The following is a 17,421-nucleotide window of genomic DNA, read 5'->3' as shown; positions in this document are numbered from 1 at the left end:
TCGAATGCGTAGGAGTATTGCGCGTTGCAGAGGCAGGGCCAACGCCACAAGGCAACGAAATGTCGGTACTTGTGTACCGTTCATCGGAATGCTGCAGTGCGGTACCGCTATTGCCGCACTGCGGCGTCGTTCACCTCGAGTTCCCCCTGGAGCAGTTCGCGCAATTTCGGCAGCCACTGCTGATCCGCCACCAGCAGCGATAGCGGCATGCGTCGGCGTGCGACATCGTCAATCGTGCCGGCCATCTCGTTGCGGACTGCATGCACAGCTTCAGCGGCGACAAACGTCGCCGCTGGATGAATCCGCTGGGCCAGCTCGGGACGCTCGGCGATCAACCGCAGCAAGGTATCGATGCCAGTGCCATGCCGCAGACTGATCCAGCGCGCCGCCTCGGCGTCGACACCGGCCGCGACCAGCGAAGCAATGGCCTGCGGCTGCCAGCTTTCGAACAGGACGTCAGGCGCACCCGGCAGCGCGTGCAGATGCGTGACTGAAGCAGGCGGTTTCATGCCAAGCTCGTGATAAACCGCGTCGACGATCTCGATACTGTCACTGCGTGCCGTTGTGTACTTGCCGCCCACATGCATCAGCAATCCAGGCCGTGGCTGCACCACTTCGAATTCACGCGACAACGCGGACAGCGATGAATTTTGCGCATTCTGCAGCATGCGCACGCCCGCGAAGCTGCCAATCACATCGGCTTCGGTCCAGCCAAGCCCGGGCAGCGAGCGACGCACATTGTCGAGCAGATAACGAATCTCCTCCGTGCTGGGCTGTGCATCCGACGCCTGCTTGACCTCTTCCTCGGTGGTGCCGACCAGCGTGTGTCCGTACCAGGGAATCACGAAGAAGACGCGGCCGTCGTCCGCGGTCAGCAAAAACGCTTCCTTGCAACCCTCGATCGCCGGCAGGACCAGATGAGAGCCCTTGATCAGCTTGACCTTGGGCGCTGCCGCGCCGATCAACGTCGACGCCCACGGACCGGTGCAGTTGACCACAACCCGTGCACGCACCTCGAAACTGCTATTGCTCGCGACATCGTTCAGCACGGCACCGCAGACACGACCGTCCTGTTCGAGCATGCGCTCAGCACCCACCCGATTGACGCAGACCGCACCGTGCGCCTGCGCCGCTGCGGCGACGGTCAGCGTCATGCGGGCATCATCTTCCTGGCAGTCGCCATAGCGGAATCCGCTCACCAGGTCCTTGGCATCGAGGAACGGATAACGCGTCAACAACTCGCGCTGACGAAACCGGCGATGCGGAGGCACCGGCTGATTGCCGATCGCCAACACGTCATACAGCGTCAATCCCGCCGAAATCATCAGCGGACCGACCCGTGCGCTTTTCCACATCGGCAGCACGAAATTCAGCGGACGGACCAGGTGTGGCGCGATGCGAAACAGCGTACGCCGCTCCTTCAGTGAATGGCGCACCAGACCGAACTCGTAGTTCTCCAGGTAGCGCAAGCCGCCGTGGATCAGCTTGCTGGATGCCGACGAGGTTCCGGCACCCCAATCGGTCTTTTCCACCAAGGCGACCGACAAGCCGCGGCTGGCCGCGTCGTACGCGGTCCAGGCGCCATAAATGCCGCCGCCGATGATCAGTACGTCAAAGCTGCCGTCGCGCAGCGCCGCGATATCGCGTTTGAAGGGAAAAGCTTTCATACGGGAAGTGTCCGGGTTCCGGACCCCAGTTTCCAGTCGCGAAGGCCAATCTTCCGGAATCCGGACCTTCCGTCGCGCCTGCTATTTGTACACGGTCTCGATGTCGAAGTGGCCTTTGGGCTGGTGATGAAGATCAAGAAAGGCCTGCGCAATGCGCTGCGGATCGAACTTGGTGCCATGCTGCACGAAGCCGTGCACGGTCACGGTCGCCACATGAATGCCGTGGGACCCCAGATCCTGCGCCAGCGTATATGTCAGCGAGCGTAGCGCCGCCTTGTCCATCGACAGGGAGGCGTAGTCGGCCGCCGGCTCATAGGCGAAGCCGCCGCCAGTGAACAGAATCGTGCCGCGTTTGTTCGTGATCATCGCCGGTGCAACCGCTCGCGCAGCGATCAGCGCACCCACGACATTGGTGCGGAAGTTTGCGGTGACTCGCTCAATCGGCACCGACATCGGCCGTCCGATCTCGAAGGTCGCAACGTTGTACACCAGCACTTCAGGATCGCCGAGCTCGGCCCGCGCAGCATCCAGGCCGGCACGCAACGACGCTTCATCCCCGGCATCGGCAGCAAAAGCGCGTACTTTGCGCCCGCTCTTCTTGCTGATGGCTGCGCACAATGGCAGCAGACGCTCCGGCGTACGCGCCAGCATGGCGACATCGTAGCCGTCAGCGGCAAACGCGCTGGCAACCGCGTTGCCAATGCCGGGGCCAGCCCCGACGATCACACAGCTACGCTGCGCTCCCTCTGCAGATGAGCTCATGACGCTCCTTTCGATTTATTGATTTCCGGGCGTTTTGGGTCCGCCCGCCGGCATCATAATGCGGCCGAGCCGCGCTGGCAGATGTCGACAAAAAACGGCAGACTGAGATGTGCCCGTCCGAGGCACCTCCGTCTACGACCCACGCATGAACGACACTTCCAATCTGCTTGGACAGCTGCGTATTGATCGGGAACCGCAGACTCAGACCCCGCGCCGCTGGCCTTGGGTGCTAGCCGCAGTTCTGCTGCTGGCCGTGGCCGGGATCAGCGCGATGCTGCTGCTCGCTGCCCCGGCTGCCATCCCGATTGGCATTGCCACCGCACGGACTCTCGGCAGCGGCGCCGGCCAGGCCTCGGTGCTCGACGCCTCCGGCTACGTGATTGCGCGACGCCAGGCAACGGTATCGTCCAAAGTCACCGGCAAGGTGATCGAGGTTCGCGTCGAAGAAGGCCAGGCCGTGACCGAAGGCGAAGTACTGGCGCGTATCGATGACAGCAACGCGCGCGCGCAGCTGGCGCTTGCGCAGTCCCAGCTCGACGCCGCCAAAGCTCAGCTGACCGAGGTTCGAGTCCAGCTCGGGGAGGCGCAGCGTCAGCTGCAGCGCACCCGTGAGCTGTCGGCGCGCAAGCTGGTTTCGGAGCAAGCTCTGGACACGGCACAAGCCAATGTCGACGGCCTGGCTGCTCGCCTGCAATCGACCCAGGCCAACGTCACCGTGGCTGACCGCAGCCTTGAGGTACAGCAGCGCCAGCTCGACGACACGGTGGTTCGCGCGCCGTTTACCGGCGTCATCACGATCAAGAACGCACAGCCGGGCGAAATGATTTCACCCCTTTCCGCCGGTGGCGCCGGCACCCGGACCGGCATCGGCACACTGGTCGACATGGATTCCCTGGAAGTCGAAGTCGACGTCAACGAAAACTTCATCAACCGGGTGCAAGCTGGCCAACCGGTGACTGCGCGGCTCAACGCTTATCCGGACTGGCAGATCCCATCGCACGTGATCGCGGTGATTCCGACTGCGGATCGCAGCAAGGCAACGGTCAAGGTTCGCATCGGTTTTGACGTGCGCGACCCCCGGATCCTGCCGGAAATGGGCATCCGCGTGTCGTTCATGAACGAGCCCAGCCCTGCCGGCGAAGGCAGCACACCGAAGGGCGTGCTGGTGCCCGCCGATGCAGTACTCGATGGAGTGGTTTTTGTGGTCAACGGCGAACAGGTCGAACGCCGCGCGGTCCGAATTGCTGGAACGCACGCAGACGGCGTCATCGTCGAATCCGGCTTGCGCAGTGGCGAGCGCATCGCCACTGGCGACCTCAGCCGGCTCAGCGACGGCGCAAGGGTCACGATCAAGCAATAGCGGCATCGGCACGCGATCAATCGCTGCCTGACAACCTCCAAGGGGGAGAGCATGAGCGAAGCAATCGTCAGTCTGCGCGGCGTCAGCAAGGCGTACGTGCGCGGTAAGCAGAGCGTGGAGGTGCTGCAAAGCCTGGATCTGGACATCGACCGCGGCGACTTTGTCGCCTTGATGGGTCCCAGCGGTTCCGGCAAGACCACCTTGCTGAACCTGATCGGTGGTCTCGACCAGCCCAGCGCCGGCAGCATCAGCGTGTCCGGCCAGCGCATCGACCAACTGGGTCGCGGCGCCCTGGCCAAGTGGCGCGCGGCCAACGTCGGATTTGTATTCCAGTTCTACAACCTGCTGCCGATGCTGTCAGCCGAGCGCAACGTCGAATTGCCGCTGCTGCTGACGCGACTGTCCAAAGCGGAGCGGCACAAGCGCGTGGCCATCGCCCTGCAGGTCGTCGGTCTCGACGACCGCGCGCGCCACAAACCGGGCGAGCTGTCGGGCGGACAGCAGCAGCGTGTCGCCATCGCCCGCGCGATCGTCGCCGACCCGACCCTGTTGATCTGCGACGAACCCACCGGCGATCTGGACCGCAAGACCGCAGACGAAGTGTTGCGCCTGCTGCAGACCTTGAATCGCGACCATGGCAAGACCATCGTCATGGTTACACACGACCCCAAGGCCGCCGAGTACGCCACGCATCAGCGGCATCTCGACAAGGGTGCGCTGGTCGACGAACCGACGTCGGCCTGAGGTCGCAGCGATGAAGCACTTCCCGTTGATCTGGGCTTCGTTGTGGCGCAAACGCACGCGCACCATTCTGACCTTGCTCTCGATCGTCATCGCATTCCTGCTGTTCGGCCTGCTGCAGGGCGTCAATGCCGCCTTCAGTCGCGGCGTCGAAATGGCGAACGTGGATCGTTTGGTGGTGATCAACCGGATTGCACTGACGGAACAGCTGCCGTCGGCCTTCATGACGCAGATCGAATCCGTCCCCGGGGTCAAGGGCGTCGCCTACGCCACCTGGTTCGGTGCCTACTACCAGGAACAGAAGAATTTCATTTTTGCCGCTCCGGTCGACATTGACCGCTATCTGCAGGTTGTACCCGAAGTCACCGCAGCACCGGATCAGGTCGAGGCGATGAAGCGCACGCGCACCGGCGCACTGGTCGGTCTCGAAGCAATGCAGAAGTTCGGCTGGAAAGTCGGCGACAAGATCCCCCTGCATTCGACGATCTGGCCGCACGGCACGATCAACGATCTGGACTGGACCTTCGACATCGTCGGCACCTACGACTTCCCCAGCGACCGTAGCCAGACCATGGGGATGTTCTTCAATCACGACTACTTTGACGAGGCGCGTCTGTACGGCAAGGGGACCGTCGGCTGGTATCTGGTGCGGGTAAAGGACCCAACGCAGGCCGCCGAAGTGGCCAAGAACATTGATGCGCTGTTCGCCAACTCATCAAATGAAACCAAGACGCAGAGCGAGAAGGAATTCTCGCAGTCGTTCCTGAAACAGTTTGGCGACATCAACTTCATCGTCAACGCCATCATCGGCGCCGTGTTCTTCACGCTGCTGTTCCTGACCGGCAACACGATGATGCAGTCGGTCCGCGAGCGCATTCCCGAGCTGGCGATTCTGAAGACGCTCGGCTACACCGACCGTGGCGTGCTGACGCTGGTGCTGGCCGAGTCGCTGCTGCTGTGCGTGCTCGCGGCAGTCATCGGACTCGGCTTGGCGTGGCTGGCCTTCCCGGCGCTGAAGCCGTTCATCGGCGTCGCCACTTTGCCGACCTCAGTGATCATCACCGGCCTCGCCGCGGCCGCGCTGCTGGCCGCAATCGTCGGCTTGCCGCCGGGTCTGCGCGCACAGCGCCTGCAGATCGTCGACGCGCTGGCCGGACGCTGAGGAGACCCGCCCATGTTCCAACAAATCTTCGCTGTCACCGCAATGAGCCTGCGCGGACTGCCGTCACGCTTCGGCACCTCATCGGTCATCGTCATCGGCATCGCCGGCGTCGTCGCTGTCCTGGTTTCAGTGCTGGCAATGGGGCTGGGCTTCCAGAAGACCGTTGCCGGAACCGGGCGGCCGGATCGCGCCATCGTCTTGCGCGGTGGATCCAACGCCGAACTGTCGAGCGCGCTGACGCGTGAAAACGCCCAGACCATCCTCGACGCGGCCGGCGTGCTTCGCGACGCCGACGACAAGCCGATCGGCTCCGCCGAAGCGGTGGTCATCGTCAATCTGCCCACGGTCGCCGACGGCTCCGACGCCAACGTGACGCTACGGGGCGTTGGCCGCAACGCCTTCAAGCTGCGTCCGGAAGCACGTATCGTGGAAGGCCGCATGTTCGAACCGGCAGTCCGTGAGCTGATTGTCGGCCGATCGGCCCAACGTCAGTTCCGCGGTCTGTCGGTGGGCAGCACGATTGCATTCCGGGACAGCGACTGGACCGTGGTCGGCGTGTTCGAAAGCAACGCCGACACCCACGAATCGGAACTGATGGCAGACAGCGAAACAGTGCTGTCCGCGTATCGTCGCAACGGATTTCAGTCGGTCACGGTGATGCTGGATTCGGCCTCGGCCTTCGACGCTTACAAGGATGCGCTGACCACCAATCCGACCTTGACCGTCGACGTCAAACGCGAGCCGGAGTACTACGCGGAGCAGTCGAAGCAGCTGACCAAAGTGCTGAATTTCCTGGCCTACTTCGTCGGCGGCATCATGGCGATCGGCGCCATGTTCGGTGCGCTGAACACGATGTATTCGGCGGTATCGTCACGCTCCGTCGAGATCGCCACGTTACGGGCAATCGGCTTCTCGTCCGGACCGGTGGTGATTTCGGTGCTGGTCGAAGCGCTGTTGCTGGCGGCGTTGGGCGGCACCCTCGGCGCCGCACTGGCCTGGGTCGCGTTCAACGGCAATGTCGTCAATACGCTGGGACAGAACTTCAGTCAGATCGTGTTTCGCTTGAATGTGGATCCAGCGCTGATCGGACTCGGCATTCTCTGGGCGCTGGTGATCGGTTTCCTGGGCGGTCTGTTCCCGGCGCTGCGCGCTGCGCGCCTGCCGATCGTTGAAGCCCTGCGCGCTCAGTAACGACACCGATACGATCCCCGTTCGCACCGCTCAGGGCGCGAGCCGCAGCCACAGCACGGCCGCGATCAACGCCGCGCCGAATACGATGGCGCCGGCAATGATCCACGCTGCAGTCAATCCGGCGGGCGTCGCCGGACCGAGCACACGCGGGTTTTCCGACGCTGCTGCCTTGGTCATCGCTGGGCCCGTCGGCGGCGCAGTGTCGGGCGCTGGCGCAGTATCTGGCTCATTGATCGGGCGGGTCACTGGCTCCGACGAAACAGCAAAGATCCCGGTCGCGCCCAGGCGCGGCGAATGCTCGTCCAGCAGGTCAAGCGCCGCAAACAGGTCCGCACGCATGTCGTAGGCACTGCGATAGCGATCCGCCACGGCCAGCGCCAGCCCCTTGCGCAGAACACGCTCGAATCCGGCGTCGAATCCCAGCGGCTTGGCGATCGAATCCTGCCCGACACGATCCAGCGCAGCCGGCGGCGGTGCGCCGATGACCATGCGGTACAGGGTCGCCGCCACACTGTACAAGTCGGTCCATGGCCCCAGCGGCGACCCGCGCTGGTACTGCTCCAGCGGCGCATAGCCCTCGGACAACAGCACGGCGCCCGGGCCTTCGCCGTCGGCCGCCGCCCGGGCGGCGCCGAAATCCAGCAGGATCGTGCGCCCGCCCTGTGCCAGGTAGATGTTGTGCGGCTTGACGTCGCGGTGAACGATGCCGCGGTCATGCACAAACTGCAGACCATCGAGCACCGGCGCCAGCAGTTGCGCAGCCACATCCGGCGGCACCCGTCCGCCATCGAGGCTGGCGAGATAGTCGCCGAGGCTGACGCCCTCGTAGTAGTCCATCACCAGATAGGCGGTATCGTTGGCGCGAAAGAAATTGCGCACCCTCACGATGTTCGGGTGGTCGAACCGAGCGATGACCCGCGCCTCGTTCAGGAACTGCTCCAGTCCATCCTTGAACGCTGCTTCGTGCTCGGCCGCCAGCAGCACCACACCCTCACCCTGATCGGCGCGTTTTGCCAGCGAGCGCGGCAGGTATTCCTTGATCGCAACGCGCTGCTGGAGATGCACGTCCCAGGCGATATAGGTAATACCGAAACCGCCAGGCTGACCCAGCACCTTGCCGACCCGATATTGCCCGCCAATGACCACCCCATGGGGCAGATACAGCGGCGTTCGTGGCGCGGATTCGTCATAACCGCACTGCGGGCAGACCGCGAGTCCACTCTTGTTGACGAAGCAACCGGGGCAATGCTTCTGATAGGTCACGTCTCGATCCGAGGCGGTAGCGTTTGACACGCGGGAACCCGGCCATTGTATAAAGATGCCCAGACTGTGCACCGCGGGCCGCCGAGCGGTGGGCCCGTCACGACGCAAGAACGACACACGAGTATCCTTACCCCTGTCCGCCATTCTGCTTGAGCAGTCCATAGCGTCATGACGATTCCGCAAGATGACATTCGTACCGGCGCGTTGCTGCTGGCGGAGTTCACCGATTTGCGGCGCGCTTTCGTGACCGACGCAGCGCTCAACCCGGGCGAAGTGCAGGAATTGAGCGAACACGCCCGCGCGCTGTCGGTGCTTCCGCTGGAATTCACGGCCCGCCGCATGTTGCTGTTCTTTCCGCACGCGGAAAGCGCTCTGAAAATGGCGCACGCCATTCAGGTGCTGGCTTCGCACATCCGCGGCAAAGACCCCGAACGTCATTCACTGTCCGCGCGCGTGGTGCTCGGCTACGGCCCGATGAACATCGTCAACGGACGGGCACACAGCATCTGGACTCACCGCCTCACCGGAAACATCTCTCGCGCACCTGCGCATACCGTGGTTGCACTGCAGGCATTTGTCGATGCGCTCCCTGCAGGCACCCTGAGTGCCGACGCCCAGCGTCTGGGTCCGGATCTGGTGATGCTGCACCAGCCCTCCGTGGACGCTGTCGAAACCCAGATGGCGTCCCCCTTGATGGACCCAGGTGGTGTATTCACTGCCATCACCTTGCGCGTACATGGCCGCCCACAGGTGTTCCGCATTGCCGATTGCCCAATCCTTCTGGGGCGCGACAAGCACTGCGCGGTCCAGCTGACATCCGAGACCGCATCACGGACCCATGGCCGTATCGAATACGTGCACGGGAAATTCCAGTACGTGGATGACAGCCGCAACGGCACCTACGTACTCACCTCCTCAGGGGAAGAGGTGCGCCTCTCAAGGGATCGCGTCGTCCTGACCGGCGATGGCGCACTCAGCCCAGGCGCTCCGCTGGATCAGCAAACGGGTGAAGTCGTTCGATTCAGCTGCCACTCGTCGCGACTGGGCATGGCTGACGAATCGAAGCACGACGGCGACACCCATCGCTTGGGTTGAGGGCGCACACATGGCGACAAAATTTTCCCCCATGAATTTGCGCCATCGCTTCGTCGAGGCGGCGACGGCACGGTTTGCAGCCAACGTGCCCGACTTCGTCGCGCTGCATCAGCTTGTGGTCGATCAAGGCGGCACATTCCGCAATGATCATGGCGCCATCCGCACCGCCGATCCGCAGGTCCGCGCGCTGGTACTACGCGCCGCTCAAGTCCTCGGACTACAGCGCGAGCGCGAATATGCGTTTCCGGCGAAAAAGCTGGTCTCGTTCGACCTTCAGGTGATCGGCGAGGATGCGAGTCAGTTCAAGATTTTCGTCTCGCAGGTCGACCTCGCCGCCTTCCCGGACGATGTCGCGGCACAAATCCGCAACGATTGCGCCGAGCAGGCTCAGCATGTGGATCACGGCGCATTCATCGAGCGTATCGAGCGCTTTGAAACCGACGGCACCCTCAATGCGCCAGATGCCGACGCCTTCATCGAACACTTCGTGCACCGGCTGATGAACCGAAATGGCCCGCCGATGCTGCGAAGCACTTTGGAAGCGGTCGCCGCCGTCTCCGGTGAAGCCGCGAGTGCGCTGGCGCTCGGCCCGGACTTCAATCACGTGACCATCGACGTCCGCGCTGCCGGCTTCGGCGGCATTGAGGCGATGGCCACAGCGATGCTGGACCGTGGCTTTCGCTTGTTGCCCCAGATACAGGGCGCTCCCGGAACACAGCTGCGCCAAACCGCAACGATGGCCTCCACGATGGAGACTCCCGTCCGCGAAGCGGACGGGAGCACAGGCAGCGCCCCCACCGAAAAGCAGTTCGTGGAGATCATCGAACGCGGACAAGCGGTCGATGCAGACGGTCACCGGCTGTGGCAGCAGGACGGACAGCCGTTGATCTTTCGCAACTTCCTCGCCGCCAACGCCGTGAATATTTTCGATGCCGCTTCGACCAGGATCGCTACGGCCCACCAATGACGCCCGCTTCCTCAGAGTCCCGATTGACGTCGGAGCTGCAATCGCTGCTGGCGCGTCCAATCTGGTCGCAGCGATTTTCGCGGCGTCTGGAGCTGCGTTTTCGCCGCGATGCTGCTGAACGCTCGACCCGCCTGACCCGCGGCACCTTTACTCTGGCGCTGCTGATTCTTGCGGTGTACCTGCTGATCGACGGATTGACCGTGCAACGCCTGACAGATCCGGTCTTTGCGATTCTGGTCGCGGGAATCGGCGGCTCCCTGACCTTGATCGGCGCGGCGGGCAGCTACGTTCCGCACTGGCACCACAGCCTGATGCGCCTGCTGCCGTTCATCATGCTGGTCGTCAATCTGGCCATGGTGGCGGCTGCCGGCCGCTGCCTAACGCTGGGCCTGCCCCCGCCGACCGAGTTGCTGGTGCTGCAGCTGATCAACATCCAGCTGCTCAGCGGCATGTCATTTCGGACCACCTTTCCGGTCGCACTGACCACCACGGCAGCACTGATCCTGATCGAAATCATGAACGGATCCGGATCGATATCCAGCATCCAGGACATCAGTTTCGTGATCTTCGCACTGCTGACCTGCAGTCTCGGCAGCTTTCTGAGCGAGCAGGTGATGCGGCGCAGCTGGTTGCAAGGGCGCCTGCTCGATCATCTGGCCAACCATGACGAGCTCACCGGGCTGTATAACCGGCATGCGCTGATCCAGCGCGCCGAAGTGCTGATGCAAAAAGCCGCGCACGAACACTGCGCTGTCTCGGTCATCCTCTGCGACATCGACTTTTTCAAGCGGCTCAACGATCGTCGCGGACACTTGGCCGGAGACGAAGCCTTGCGCGACGTCAGCGAGGTCTTGCACCAAGCCGCGGCGCGACGCGGGACCGATATCGCTGCGCGCTGGGGAGGCGAAGAATTTCTGCTGGTGCTGTATGACTGCGACAGTGACGCCGCCGTTGCGCGCGCCGAAGCGGCGCGCCAGCACATCGAACGTCTGCTCATTCCCAATCCCGACGCTGCGAACGGCTATCTGACCATGAGCTTCGGATGCGCCGCGCAGGAAGCTGGCGCCGACCTTGCACTCAACGCCTTGGTGGGTGCCGCCGATACCGCGCTCTATCGCGCGAAGTCAGAAGGCCGCAACCGAACCTGCGTACAAGGCGTTGCCCAGCAGACAACTCAAACGCCGAGCCCGGACGCCATCAATTCGGCAATGCAGTAGCTCCCATGGGTTGGGAGACGAGCCCAGCACAGCCCAAGCTGGAGCGACACGCCACCACGCGTTCAGCCCGCGCCGTTTTTCTTCTTGTCCGCCTTTTCCGGTTCCGAAACCACAGGCGGTGTGCGCGGTGGCCAGAAGAAATCCTGGGGACGACTGAAGAAGCGGCGCAGCACAGCCATCCACAAGCCACTGGTGTTCCTCAATGACACACGCTGCGATCGCATTGCCACGAACAGCGCGAGACCGAAACTGACCAGAAGATTCAGAAAGCCAATCACCGTCACGCCACCAATACTGGTCGCGATGCTGCGCCAGCTCATGGCATCCCCCAGCGCAGCGATCGCATAGGCGCTGTTGGCCGAAGTGAAGGTCACATGCAGCGTATCAATCGGCAGACCGAATACGCGGCCCAGCGCCCCCACCGAACCCAGCATCAGGCCGAAAAACAGACTGCCCATCAAGCCGCCTAAATTGTTCTCGACATAGGTCGCGACACGTTCAGCAACCTTCTGGCCAAACGCCTTGCGCAGCCAGCGCAGCTGCGCCACACGCGCCGGAATCCGGTCGTACACCGCCTTGTTGTCGTAGTAGCCAGAGATCAATCCCGTCGCAAACAGACAGACTCCGGTCAGCGCCGCCCAGATCCAGACATGCGGACTCAGCGGATTGACGTCTTCCAGCAGGTGCGTCGCCTTCTCGGGACTCAGGTAATGCACACCGGTACGCAGCCAGATCACCTGCGCGATGTAGACCGCCAGCGGCACCACCACGATCAGATTTCCGAGCACCGCGACGAACTGGCTCCGGAAAGTCCGCATGACGATGTCGCTGAGCACATCCAGGCGCTTGGCCGCTCCGGCCGTCTCGATCGCCTGCGCGATGCTGTTGGCAGTCATCGCCGGCTGCTTGGTCGCCAGCGAAAAATGGAACACATACATCAGTACGAATGCCAGCGCATAGTTGGCGCTGTAGACAATCGCCTCACCAAACGGCGCGCGCTGCGGGTCGTACAGCCACAGCTTGGCCAGCGAAGCTGCCACCACCACCAGGCCCGCGCCCATTGCCGAACGGAACAGGTGAAAGTAGTCGCTGCGACCGCTGGTGATGTACTGCTCACCAGCCTTGCTGGCGTTCGAAACGATACGCGTCGCCAACAGATCGACCGTCTGACTCCACAGCTCGCGAATGCTGTTGCGGCGATTCTCCGCTCGCACCACCTGCTTGAAGAAACGCACACGCAGCTCGTTGAGCTCGTGTACTGGCCGGTCTTCCAGCAACTGCAAAAGCAGCTTCAGCCGTGCAATGTTCTGCGACAGTCGCGCCAGCAGCACGGTCAGGCTGACACTGGCGCCGCTCTTGGCCGCCTGCTTGCGTACCTTGCCCACGACCTCATCGCACTGGCCCAGCAGCACCAGCAAGTGCTTGTCGTCGAGTTCCGGTGCGCGCTTGTCATTGATCGCAGCCCGGCGCTCATCGATGAACTGGCGCAATTCGACGTTCTGCGTCAGGAACGGCGATTCGTAGCGCTCGATGGACGGGTGGTTGCGCACCAGCTCCGGCTCCAGACCCATCGACGCGATGCGATATGAAATCACCTGCAACGCCTCGAGGATCTGGAACGGCATGCGCCGGTCCTGACCGGCCACCTGCACCGCTCCGAAATCCAGCGCATCAAGCAATGCGACCCAGTCAGCCTCGGCGATGGCCTCCGCCCAGAGATAGTCGTCGCTGCGCGTAAACAACATCCGCACCACATCGCGCAGCTGCGCCGGGTCGAGCTCCGCCGGCAGCACGCTCAACGACAGGCGGCGCCAGAAACCGCCAACAAAATCCTCGTTAGCCAGAATTCCGGAGTCGCTGAGCAGGCGCAGCGGCTGCTTTTCTGCAGTCAGCCACAGCAGCGCATCGCGCAGGGTGGCGCGCGGCGCAGCATTTTCGCGCAAAACCTCGGTCAACAACTGCAGCCGCGCAGCGGCGACCTCGGCATCGGTAGCACGCCGTGGCCGCACCCATCCGACCAGCGCCACCAGGGCCGGAATACGCTGGCCATTCTCCGCTGCCTGCAGTCGTTCCAGTGCCGCATCCAGGCGCTTGCGGTCGCGACCCGCCTGGGTCACCGTTTTTGACCACCATGCGCGCAGATTCATACGCGCCCCCCGACAGACGTCCACGCGCTCTGTTGATGGACAGGGCATGCACGATGCTGCAGCCGCGAGAGACGGCCATTCGGATCAAAGGTCATTCGTCAGGAAGATGTGCTGGGAGGGACAAACACAGCGGGTTGCCTTTGTGTCATGAGCCGCGGTGCACCGCAAGTCTTGACCAGGACCGCCGGCTTGGCATGTGAATGTGATAATAAGTTGCATTAAATTCTTTTAAGTGTAAAAACAGCACGCATTATCAGACAGCAAGTCAGCATTGTGATTTTTTATTTATATATGTTTTTTCTTATGTCTTAAAAATAACATTCCTGCAACTGCGCCCTGGTTCGGGTCATCCCTGAAACCCGCAGCGATACAGGCTTTTCAGTGCAAAACCCCACCAGCATGCGGCGTTTGCCGGTGACCGCGTGCAAGTCACTGGAATCATTGGCAGAGGCGCACTGCACGCATAGTTATGCACAAGATTTCCAAGGGGAATTGCACCGCTTTGGACACAAGCGCTTGGGGTTGACTGGCCTTGGAACCACAAGATATGGTTGCCACACTGCCACGAGTCACCGCTACAGGTGTCCGTGGCTTCGCCATTTGCTCCGTTTCCACGCACTTTCCGGGGGGAGATCACATCTATGCAAACCCATTCCACAGCCGCACCGACCGAAGCCCGTCGACCGCCGGAGACCCCAACCTCAACGGTCGACGTGGCCGCTACCGCGCCGGGCGCGATCAAGGTGATCCGCCGCAACGGCAAGGTCACCAGCTTCGATGCGAGCAAGATCCAGATCGCCATGACCAAGGCGTATCTGGCGGTTGAAGGCGGCGCTTCGGCAGCTTCGGCTTCGGTCCGCAGCAAGATCGAAGAGCTGACCCAGCAGGTGGTGCAGGCGCTGACCCGCCACATGTCCGGCGGCGGCACCGTACACATCGAAGACATCCAGGATCAGGTGGAACTGGCGCTGATGCGCAACGGCGAACACAAGGTCGCCCGCGCTTACGTGCTGTACCGCGCTGAACAGACGCGCAAGCGCGAGGCCGAAGCGGCCGCGCAGCCCGCCAGCGCCAAGCCAACGCTTTCGATCACCCGCGATGACGGCACCGTGGTGGCACTGGACGAAGCGCGCATGCGCCGTCTCGTCACCGAGGCCTGCGACGGTCTGGGCGGCGTCAGCGTCGATGAAATCGTCACCGCCACGCTGCGCGACCTCTACGACGGCATGCCCGAAGCCGAGGTTTCACAGGCACTGACCCTGACTGCACGCGCCCGCATCGAAAAAGAACCGAATTACACCTACGTGTCGGCGCGCCTGCTGCTCGACGCGCTGCGCCACGAAGCGCTGAAGTTCCTCGGCATGTCCGAAACGCGCCCGACCTTCGAGGAAATGAAGGCGGTCTACCCGGACTACTTCCGCGAGTACATCCACAAGGCGGTGTCGCTGGAACTGATCGACCCCAAGCTCGCGCTGTACGACCTCGAAGCGTTGGGCAAGGCGCTGATCGCCGAGCGTGACGGCAAGTTCGACTACCTCGGCATGCAGACGCTGTACGACCGCTACTTCATCCACAGCAACAAGACCCGCTTCGAGCTGCCACAGGCGTTCTTCATGCGCGTGGCAATGGGTCTGGCGATGAACGAGATCGACCGCGAAGCGCGCGCGATCGAGTTCTACCAGCTGCTGTCCAGCTTCGACTTCATGAGCAGCACGCCGACGCTGTTCAACTCCGGCACCCTCAGACCACAACTTTCGAGCTGCTACCTGACCCAGGTGCCGGATGAGCTGCACGGCATCTTCGGCGCGATCCACGACAACGCGATGCTGTCCAAGTTTGCCGGCGGCCTCGGCAACGACTGGACACCGGTACGCGGCATGGGTGGCTGGATCAAGGGCACCAACGGCAAATCCAACGGCGTCGTGCCGTTCCTGAAGGTGGCCAACGACACCTGCGTCGCGGTCAACCAGGGTGGCAAGCGCAAGGGCGCGCTGTGCGCCTACCTGGAAACCTGGCACCGCGACATCGAGGAATTCCTCGAACTGCGCAAGAACACCGGCGACGACCGCCGCCGCACGCATGACATGAACACGGCCAACTGGGTGCCGGACCTGTTCATGAAGCGCGTGATGGAAGAAGGTCCGTGGACCTTGTTCTCGCCGGACGAAACGCCGGATCTGCATGACCTGATGGGTGAAGCGTTCGAGAAACGCTACGTCGAGTACGAGAAGCTGGCCGACGAAGGCCGCCTCAAGAACTTCAAGCGCATCCAGGCACTGACGCTGTGGCGCAAGATGCTCAGCATGCTGTTCGAGACCGGCCATCCTTGGGTCACGTTCAAGGATCCGTGCAATCTGCGTTCGCCGCAGCAGCACGTCGGCGTCGTGCACAGCTCCAACCTGTGCACCGAGATCACGCTGAACACCAAGGCCGGTCAGGAAATCGCCGTGTGCAACCTCGGCTCGATCAACCTGCCCGCACACCTCGATGCAAGCGGCGCGCTGGATCTGGTCAAGCTCGAGAAGACCGTCAATACCGCGATGCGCATGCTCGACAACGTCATCGAGTACAACTACTACTCGGTAGCGACTGCGCGTAACTCCAACCTGCGCCATCGTCCGGTCGGCATGGGCCTGATGGGCTTCAACGACGCGCTGTACAAGAAGCGTCTGGCGTATGAGTCCGACGAGGCGATCAAGTTCGCCGACGAGTCGATGGAAGCGATCAGCTACTACGCAATCAAGGCGTCCAGCGACCTTGCCGCCGAGCGCGGCAAGTACTCCAGTTTCGAAGGCTCGCTGTGGAGCCAGGGCATTCTGCCGATCGACTCGATCCAGATCCTCGCCAAGCAGCGCGGCCCGCAGTACCTGCAGCAGGACACTTCAGTGTCCGGCCGCTTCGACTGGGACGCCCTGCGTGAGCGCGTGAAGACCGTGGGTGTGCGCAACAGCAACACCATGGCGATCGCCCCGACCGCGACCATCGCCAACATCACCGGCGTGTCGCAGTCGATCGAGCCGACGTACCAGAACCTGTACGTCAAATCGAACCTGTCCGGCGAGTTCACCGTCGTCAACGAGTATCTGGTCAACGACCTCAAGCAGCTCGGTCTGTGGGACGAGGTCATGGCGCATGACCTCAAGTACTTCGACGGCAGCGTGCAGAGCATCGACCGCATCCCGGCCGAGATCAAGGCGATCTACAAGTGCGCCTTCGAGATCGACGCCAAGCGTCTGGTCGACGCCGGCAGCCGCCGCCAGAAGTGGATCGATCAGGCGCAGTCGCTGAATCTGTACATGAGTCAGCCCAACGGCAAGAAGCTGGACGAGCTGTACAAGCACGCCTGGACGTCCGGCCTGAAGACCACCTACTACCTGCGCACCATGGGCGCGACGCACGCCGAGAAATCGACGATCAGCGACACCCGCCTGAACAAGGTCGGCCAGTCCAGCAGCAGTGGCGTCAGCACAGCGCCGGCCGCCAAGGCCACGCCGGCAGTGGCCGCGACGGATGTCGGCAGTGCCAAGGTCTGCTCGATCCTCGATCCCGAATGCGAGGCCTGCCAGTAAGTTAATGAGGGGTGTCTCAAGGGGACTGCGGACGCTCGGCAACGGGCGTCCGCATTTTTTCTTCTGGAACCGCGGCTGTGCACAAAACTGTGGGCAAGCCTGTGGGCACCCCATCGCATAAGTGTGTGCGCAAGGCTGGGGACAGCCTTGGGAAAGCTTGCGCGCAGGGTTGGGGACAAGTCTGTGCACAGGCTGGGTGCGCAGCTGCGCAACGCCTGTGCGTAAGCGGGGCATAAGTGCGGCCGCTTTTACTACATGTAGTCATCCAACCGCACCAAAT

At 62.6% G+C, this 17,421-nt stretch carries 12 protein-coding genes; 8 read left to right on the top strand and 4 right to left on the bottom strand.

The features are described 5' to 3' along the window. Positions 1–107: 107 nt before the first annotated feature. The gene (locus tag E4T66_RS02180; protein ID WP_136847253.1) at positions 108–1,667 is read right to left on the bottom strand and encodes a glycerol-3-phosphate dehydrogenase/oxidase; all 1,560 of its coding nucleotides are present in this window, start codon (positions 1,665–1,667) and stop codon (positions 108–110) included. Between the two features lie 81 nt (positions 1,668–1,748). Continuing rightward, positions 1,749–2,429: an SDR family NAD(P)-dependent oxidoreductase gene (locus E4T66_RS02175; RefSeq protein WP_136847252.1), complete on the bottom strand. Its 681-nt coding sequence runs from the start codon at positions 2,427–2,429 to the stop codon at positions 1,749–1,751. A gap of 145 nt (positions 2,430–2,574) precedes the next feature. On the opposite strand from E4T66_RS02175, the gene E4T66_RS02170 reads away from it, so the two are divergent. Genes E4T66_RS02170 through E4T66_RS02155 form a run of 4 tightly spaced genes read left to right on the top strand, consistent with a single transcriptional unit; the run spans position 2,575 to position 6,883 of the window. After that, complete coding sequence (locus E4T66_RS02170; RefSeq protein WP_136847251.1) at positions 2,575–3,789, top strand: efflux RND transporter periplasmic adaptor subunit; 1,215 nt, start codon at positions 2,575–2,577, stop codon at positions 3,787–3,789. A gap of 51 nt (positions 3,790–3,840) precedes the next feature. Next, a complete protein-coding gene (locus tag E4T66_RS02165; protein ID WP_136847250.1) occupies positions 3,841–4,533 on the top strand; it encodes an ABC transporter ATP-binding protein in 693 nt (230 codons plus the stop codon). 10 nt (positions 4,534–4,543) lie between these two features. Next, positions 4,544–5,692, top strand: a complete 1,149-nt coding sequence (locus E4T66_RS02160; RefSeq protein WP_136847249.1) for an ABC transporter permease — start codon at positions 4,544–4,546, stop codon at positions 5,690–5,692. A 12-nt stretch (positions 5,693–5,704) separates the two neighbouring features. Beyond that, on the top strand, positions 5,705–6,883 hold the full coding sequence (locus tag E4T66_RS02155; protein ID WP_136847248.1) for an ABC transporter permease: 1,179 nt from the start codon (positions 5,705–5,707) through the stop codon (positions 6,881–6,883). Between the two features lie 30 nt (positions 6,884–6,913). Here E4T66_RS02155 and E4T66_RS02150 read toward each other — a convergent pair whose 3' ends face one another. Continuing rightward, the gene (locus E4T66_RS02150) at positions 6,914–8,146 is read right to left on the bottom strand and encodes a serine/threonine protein kinase (RefSeq protein WP_169577440.1); all 1,233 of its coding nucleotides are present in this window, start codon (positions 8,144–8,146) and stop codon (positions 6,914–6,916) included. 168 nt (positions 8,147–8,314) lie between these two features. Between E4T66_RS02150 and E4T66_RS02145 the strand changes: the two genes are divergently transcribed. From E4T66_RS02145 to E4T66_RS02135, 3 genes are read left to right on the top strand one after another with little or no spacing between them, the layout of a single operon-like run. Then, complete coding sequence (locus E4T66_RS02145; RefSeq protein ID WP_136847246.1) at positions 8,315–9,241, top strand: FHA domain-containing protein; 927 nt, start codon at positions 8,315–8,317, stop codon at positions 9,239–9,241. A gap of 10 nt (positions 9,242–9,251) precedes the next feature. Next, positions 9,252–10,208: a 2-oxoadipate dioxygenase/decarboxylase family protein gene (locus E4T66_RS02140; protein WP_136847245.1), complete on the top strand. Its 957-nt coding sequence runs from the start codon at positions 9,252–9,254 to the stop codon at positions 10,206–10,208. Next, on the top strand, positions 10,205–11,425 hold the full coding sequence (locus tag E4T66_RS02135) for a GGDEF domain-containing protein (protein WP_136847244.1): 1,221 nt from the start codon (positions 10,205–10,207) through the stop codon (positions 11,423–11,425). The genes E4T66_RS02140 and E4T66_RS02135 overlap by 4 nt, the downstream gene beginning before the upstream one ends. 62 nt (positions 11,426–11,487) lie before the next feature. Here the strand turns inward: E4T66_RS02135 and E4T66_RS02130 are convergent, their stop codons facing one another. Next, positions 11,488–13,572, bottom strand: a complete 2,085-nt coding sequence (locus E4T66_RS02130; RefSeq protein ID WP_136847243.1) for a site-specific recombinase — start codon at positions 13,570–13,572, stop codon at positions 11,488–11,490. Between the two features lie 641 nt (positions 13,573–14,213). Here E4T66_RS02130 and E4T66_RS02125 point away from each other — a divergent pair. Next, positions 14,214–17,141 carry a ribonucleoside-diphosphate reductase subunit alpha gene (locus tag E4T66_RS02125; RefSeq protein ID WP_136847242.1) on the top strand — a complete coding sequence of 976 codons (2,928 nt, stop codon included), beginning with the start codon at positions 14,214–14,216 and terminating at the stop codon, positions 17,139–17,141. The last annotated feature ends 280 nt before the right edge of the window (positions 17,142–17,421 follow it).

Origin of the sequence: Sinimarinibacterium arenosum, assembly GCF_005047655.1 — a bacterium.
Classification (GTDB): Bacteria; Pseudomonadota; Gammaproteobacteria; order Nevskiales; family Nevskiaceae; genus Solimonas.
The sequence above is the reverse complement of the archived record's forward strand: the minus strand, read 5'-3'. Positions and strand labels throughout refer to the sequence as shown.

What these genes read in the sequence shown, in the direction of transcription:
- E4T66_RS02180 (WP_136847253.1), bottom strand. Translation starts at nt 1,667, where the DNA reads ATGAAAGCTTTTCCCTTCAAACGCGATATCGCGGCGCTGCGCGACGGC.
- E4T66_RS02175 (WP_136847252.1), bottom strand. Translation starts at nt 2,429, where the DNA reads ATGAGCTCATCTGCAGAGGGAGCGCAGCGTAGCTGTGTGATCGTCGGG.
- E4T66_RS02170 (WP_136847251.1), top strand. Translation starts at nt 2,575, where the DNA reads ATGAACGACACTTCCAATCTGCTTGGACAGCTGCGTATTGATCGGGAA.
- E4T66_RS02165 (WP_136847250.1), top strand. Translation starts at nt 3,841, where the DNA reads ATGAGCGAAGCAATCGTCAGTCTGCGCGGCGTCAGCAAGGCGTACGTG.
- E4T66_RS02160 (WP_136847249.1), top strand. Translation starts at nt 4,544, where the DNA reads ATGAAGCACTTCCCGTTGATCTGGGCTTCGTTGTGGCGCAAACGCACG.
- E4T66_RS02155 (WP_136847248.1), top strand. Translation starts at nt 5,705, where the DNA reads ATGTTCCAACAAATCTTCGCTGTCACCGCAATGAGCCTGCGCGGACTG.
- E4T66_RS02145 (WP_136847246.1), top strand. Translation starts at nt 8,315, where the DNA reads ATGACGATTCCGCAAGATGACATTCGTACCGGCGCGTTGCTGCTGGCG.
- E4T66_RS02140 (WP_136847245.1), top strand. Translation starts at nt 9,252, where the DNA reads ATGGCGACAAAATTTTCCCCCATGAATTTGCGCCATCGCTTCGTCGAG.
- E4T66_RS02135 (WP_136847244.1), top strand. Translation starts at nt 10,205, where the DNA reads ATGACGCCCGCTTCCTCAGAGTCCCGATTGACGTCGGAGCTGCAATCG.
- E4T66_RS02130 (WP_136847243.1), bottom strand. Translation starts at nt 13,572, where the DNA reads ATGAATCTGCGCGCATGGTGGTCAAAAACGGTGACCCAGGCGGGTCGC.
- E4T66_RS02125 (WP_136847242.1), top strand. Translation starts at nt 14,214, where the DNA reads ATGCAAACCCATTCCACAGCCGCACCGACCGAAGCCCGTCGACCGCCG.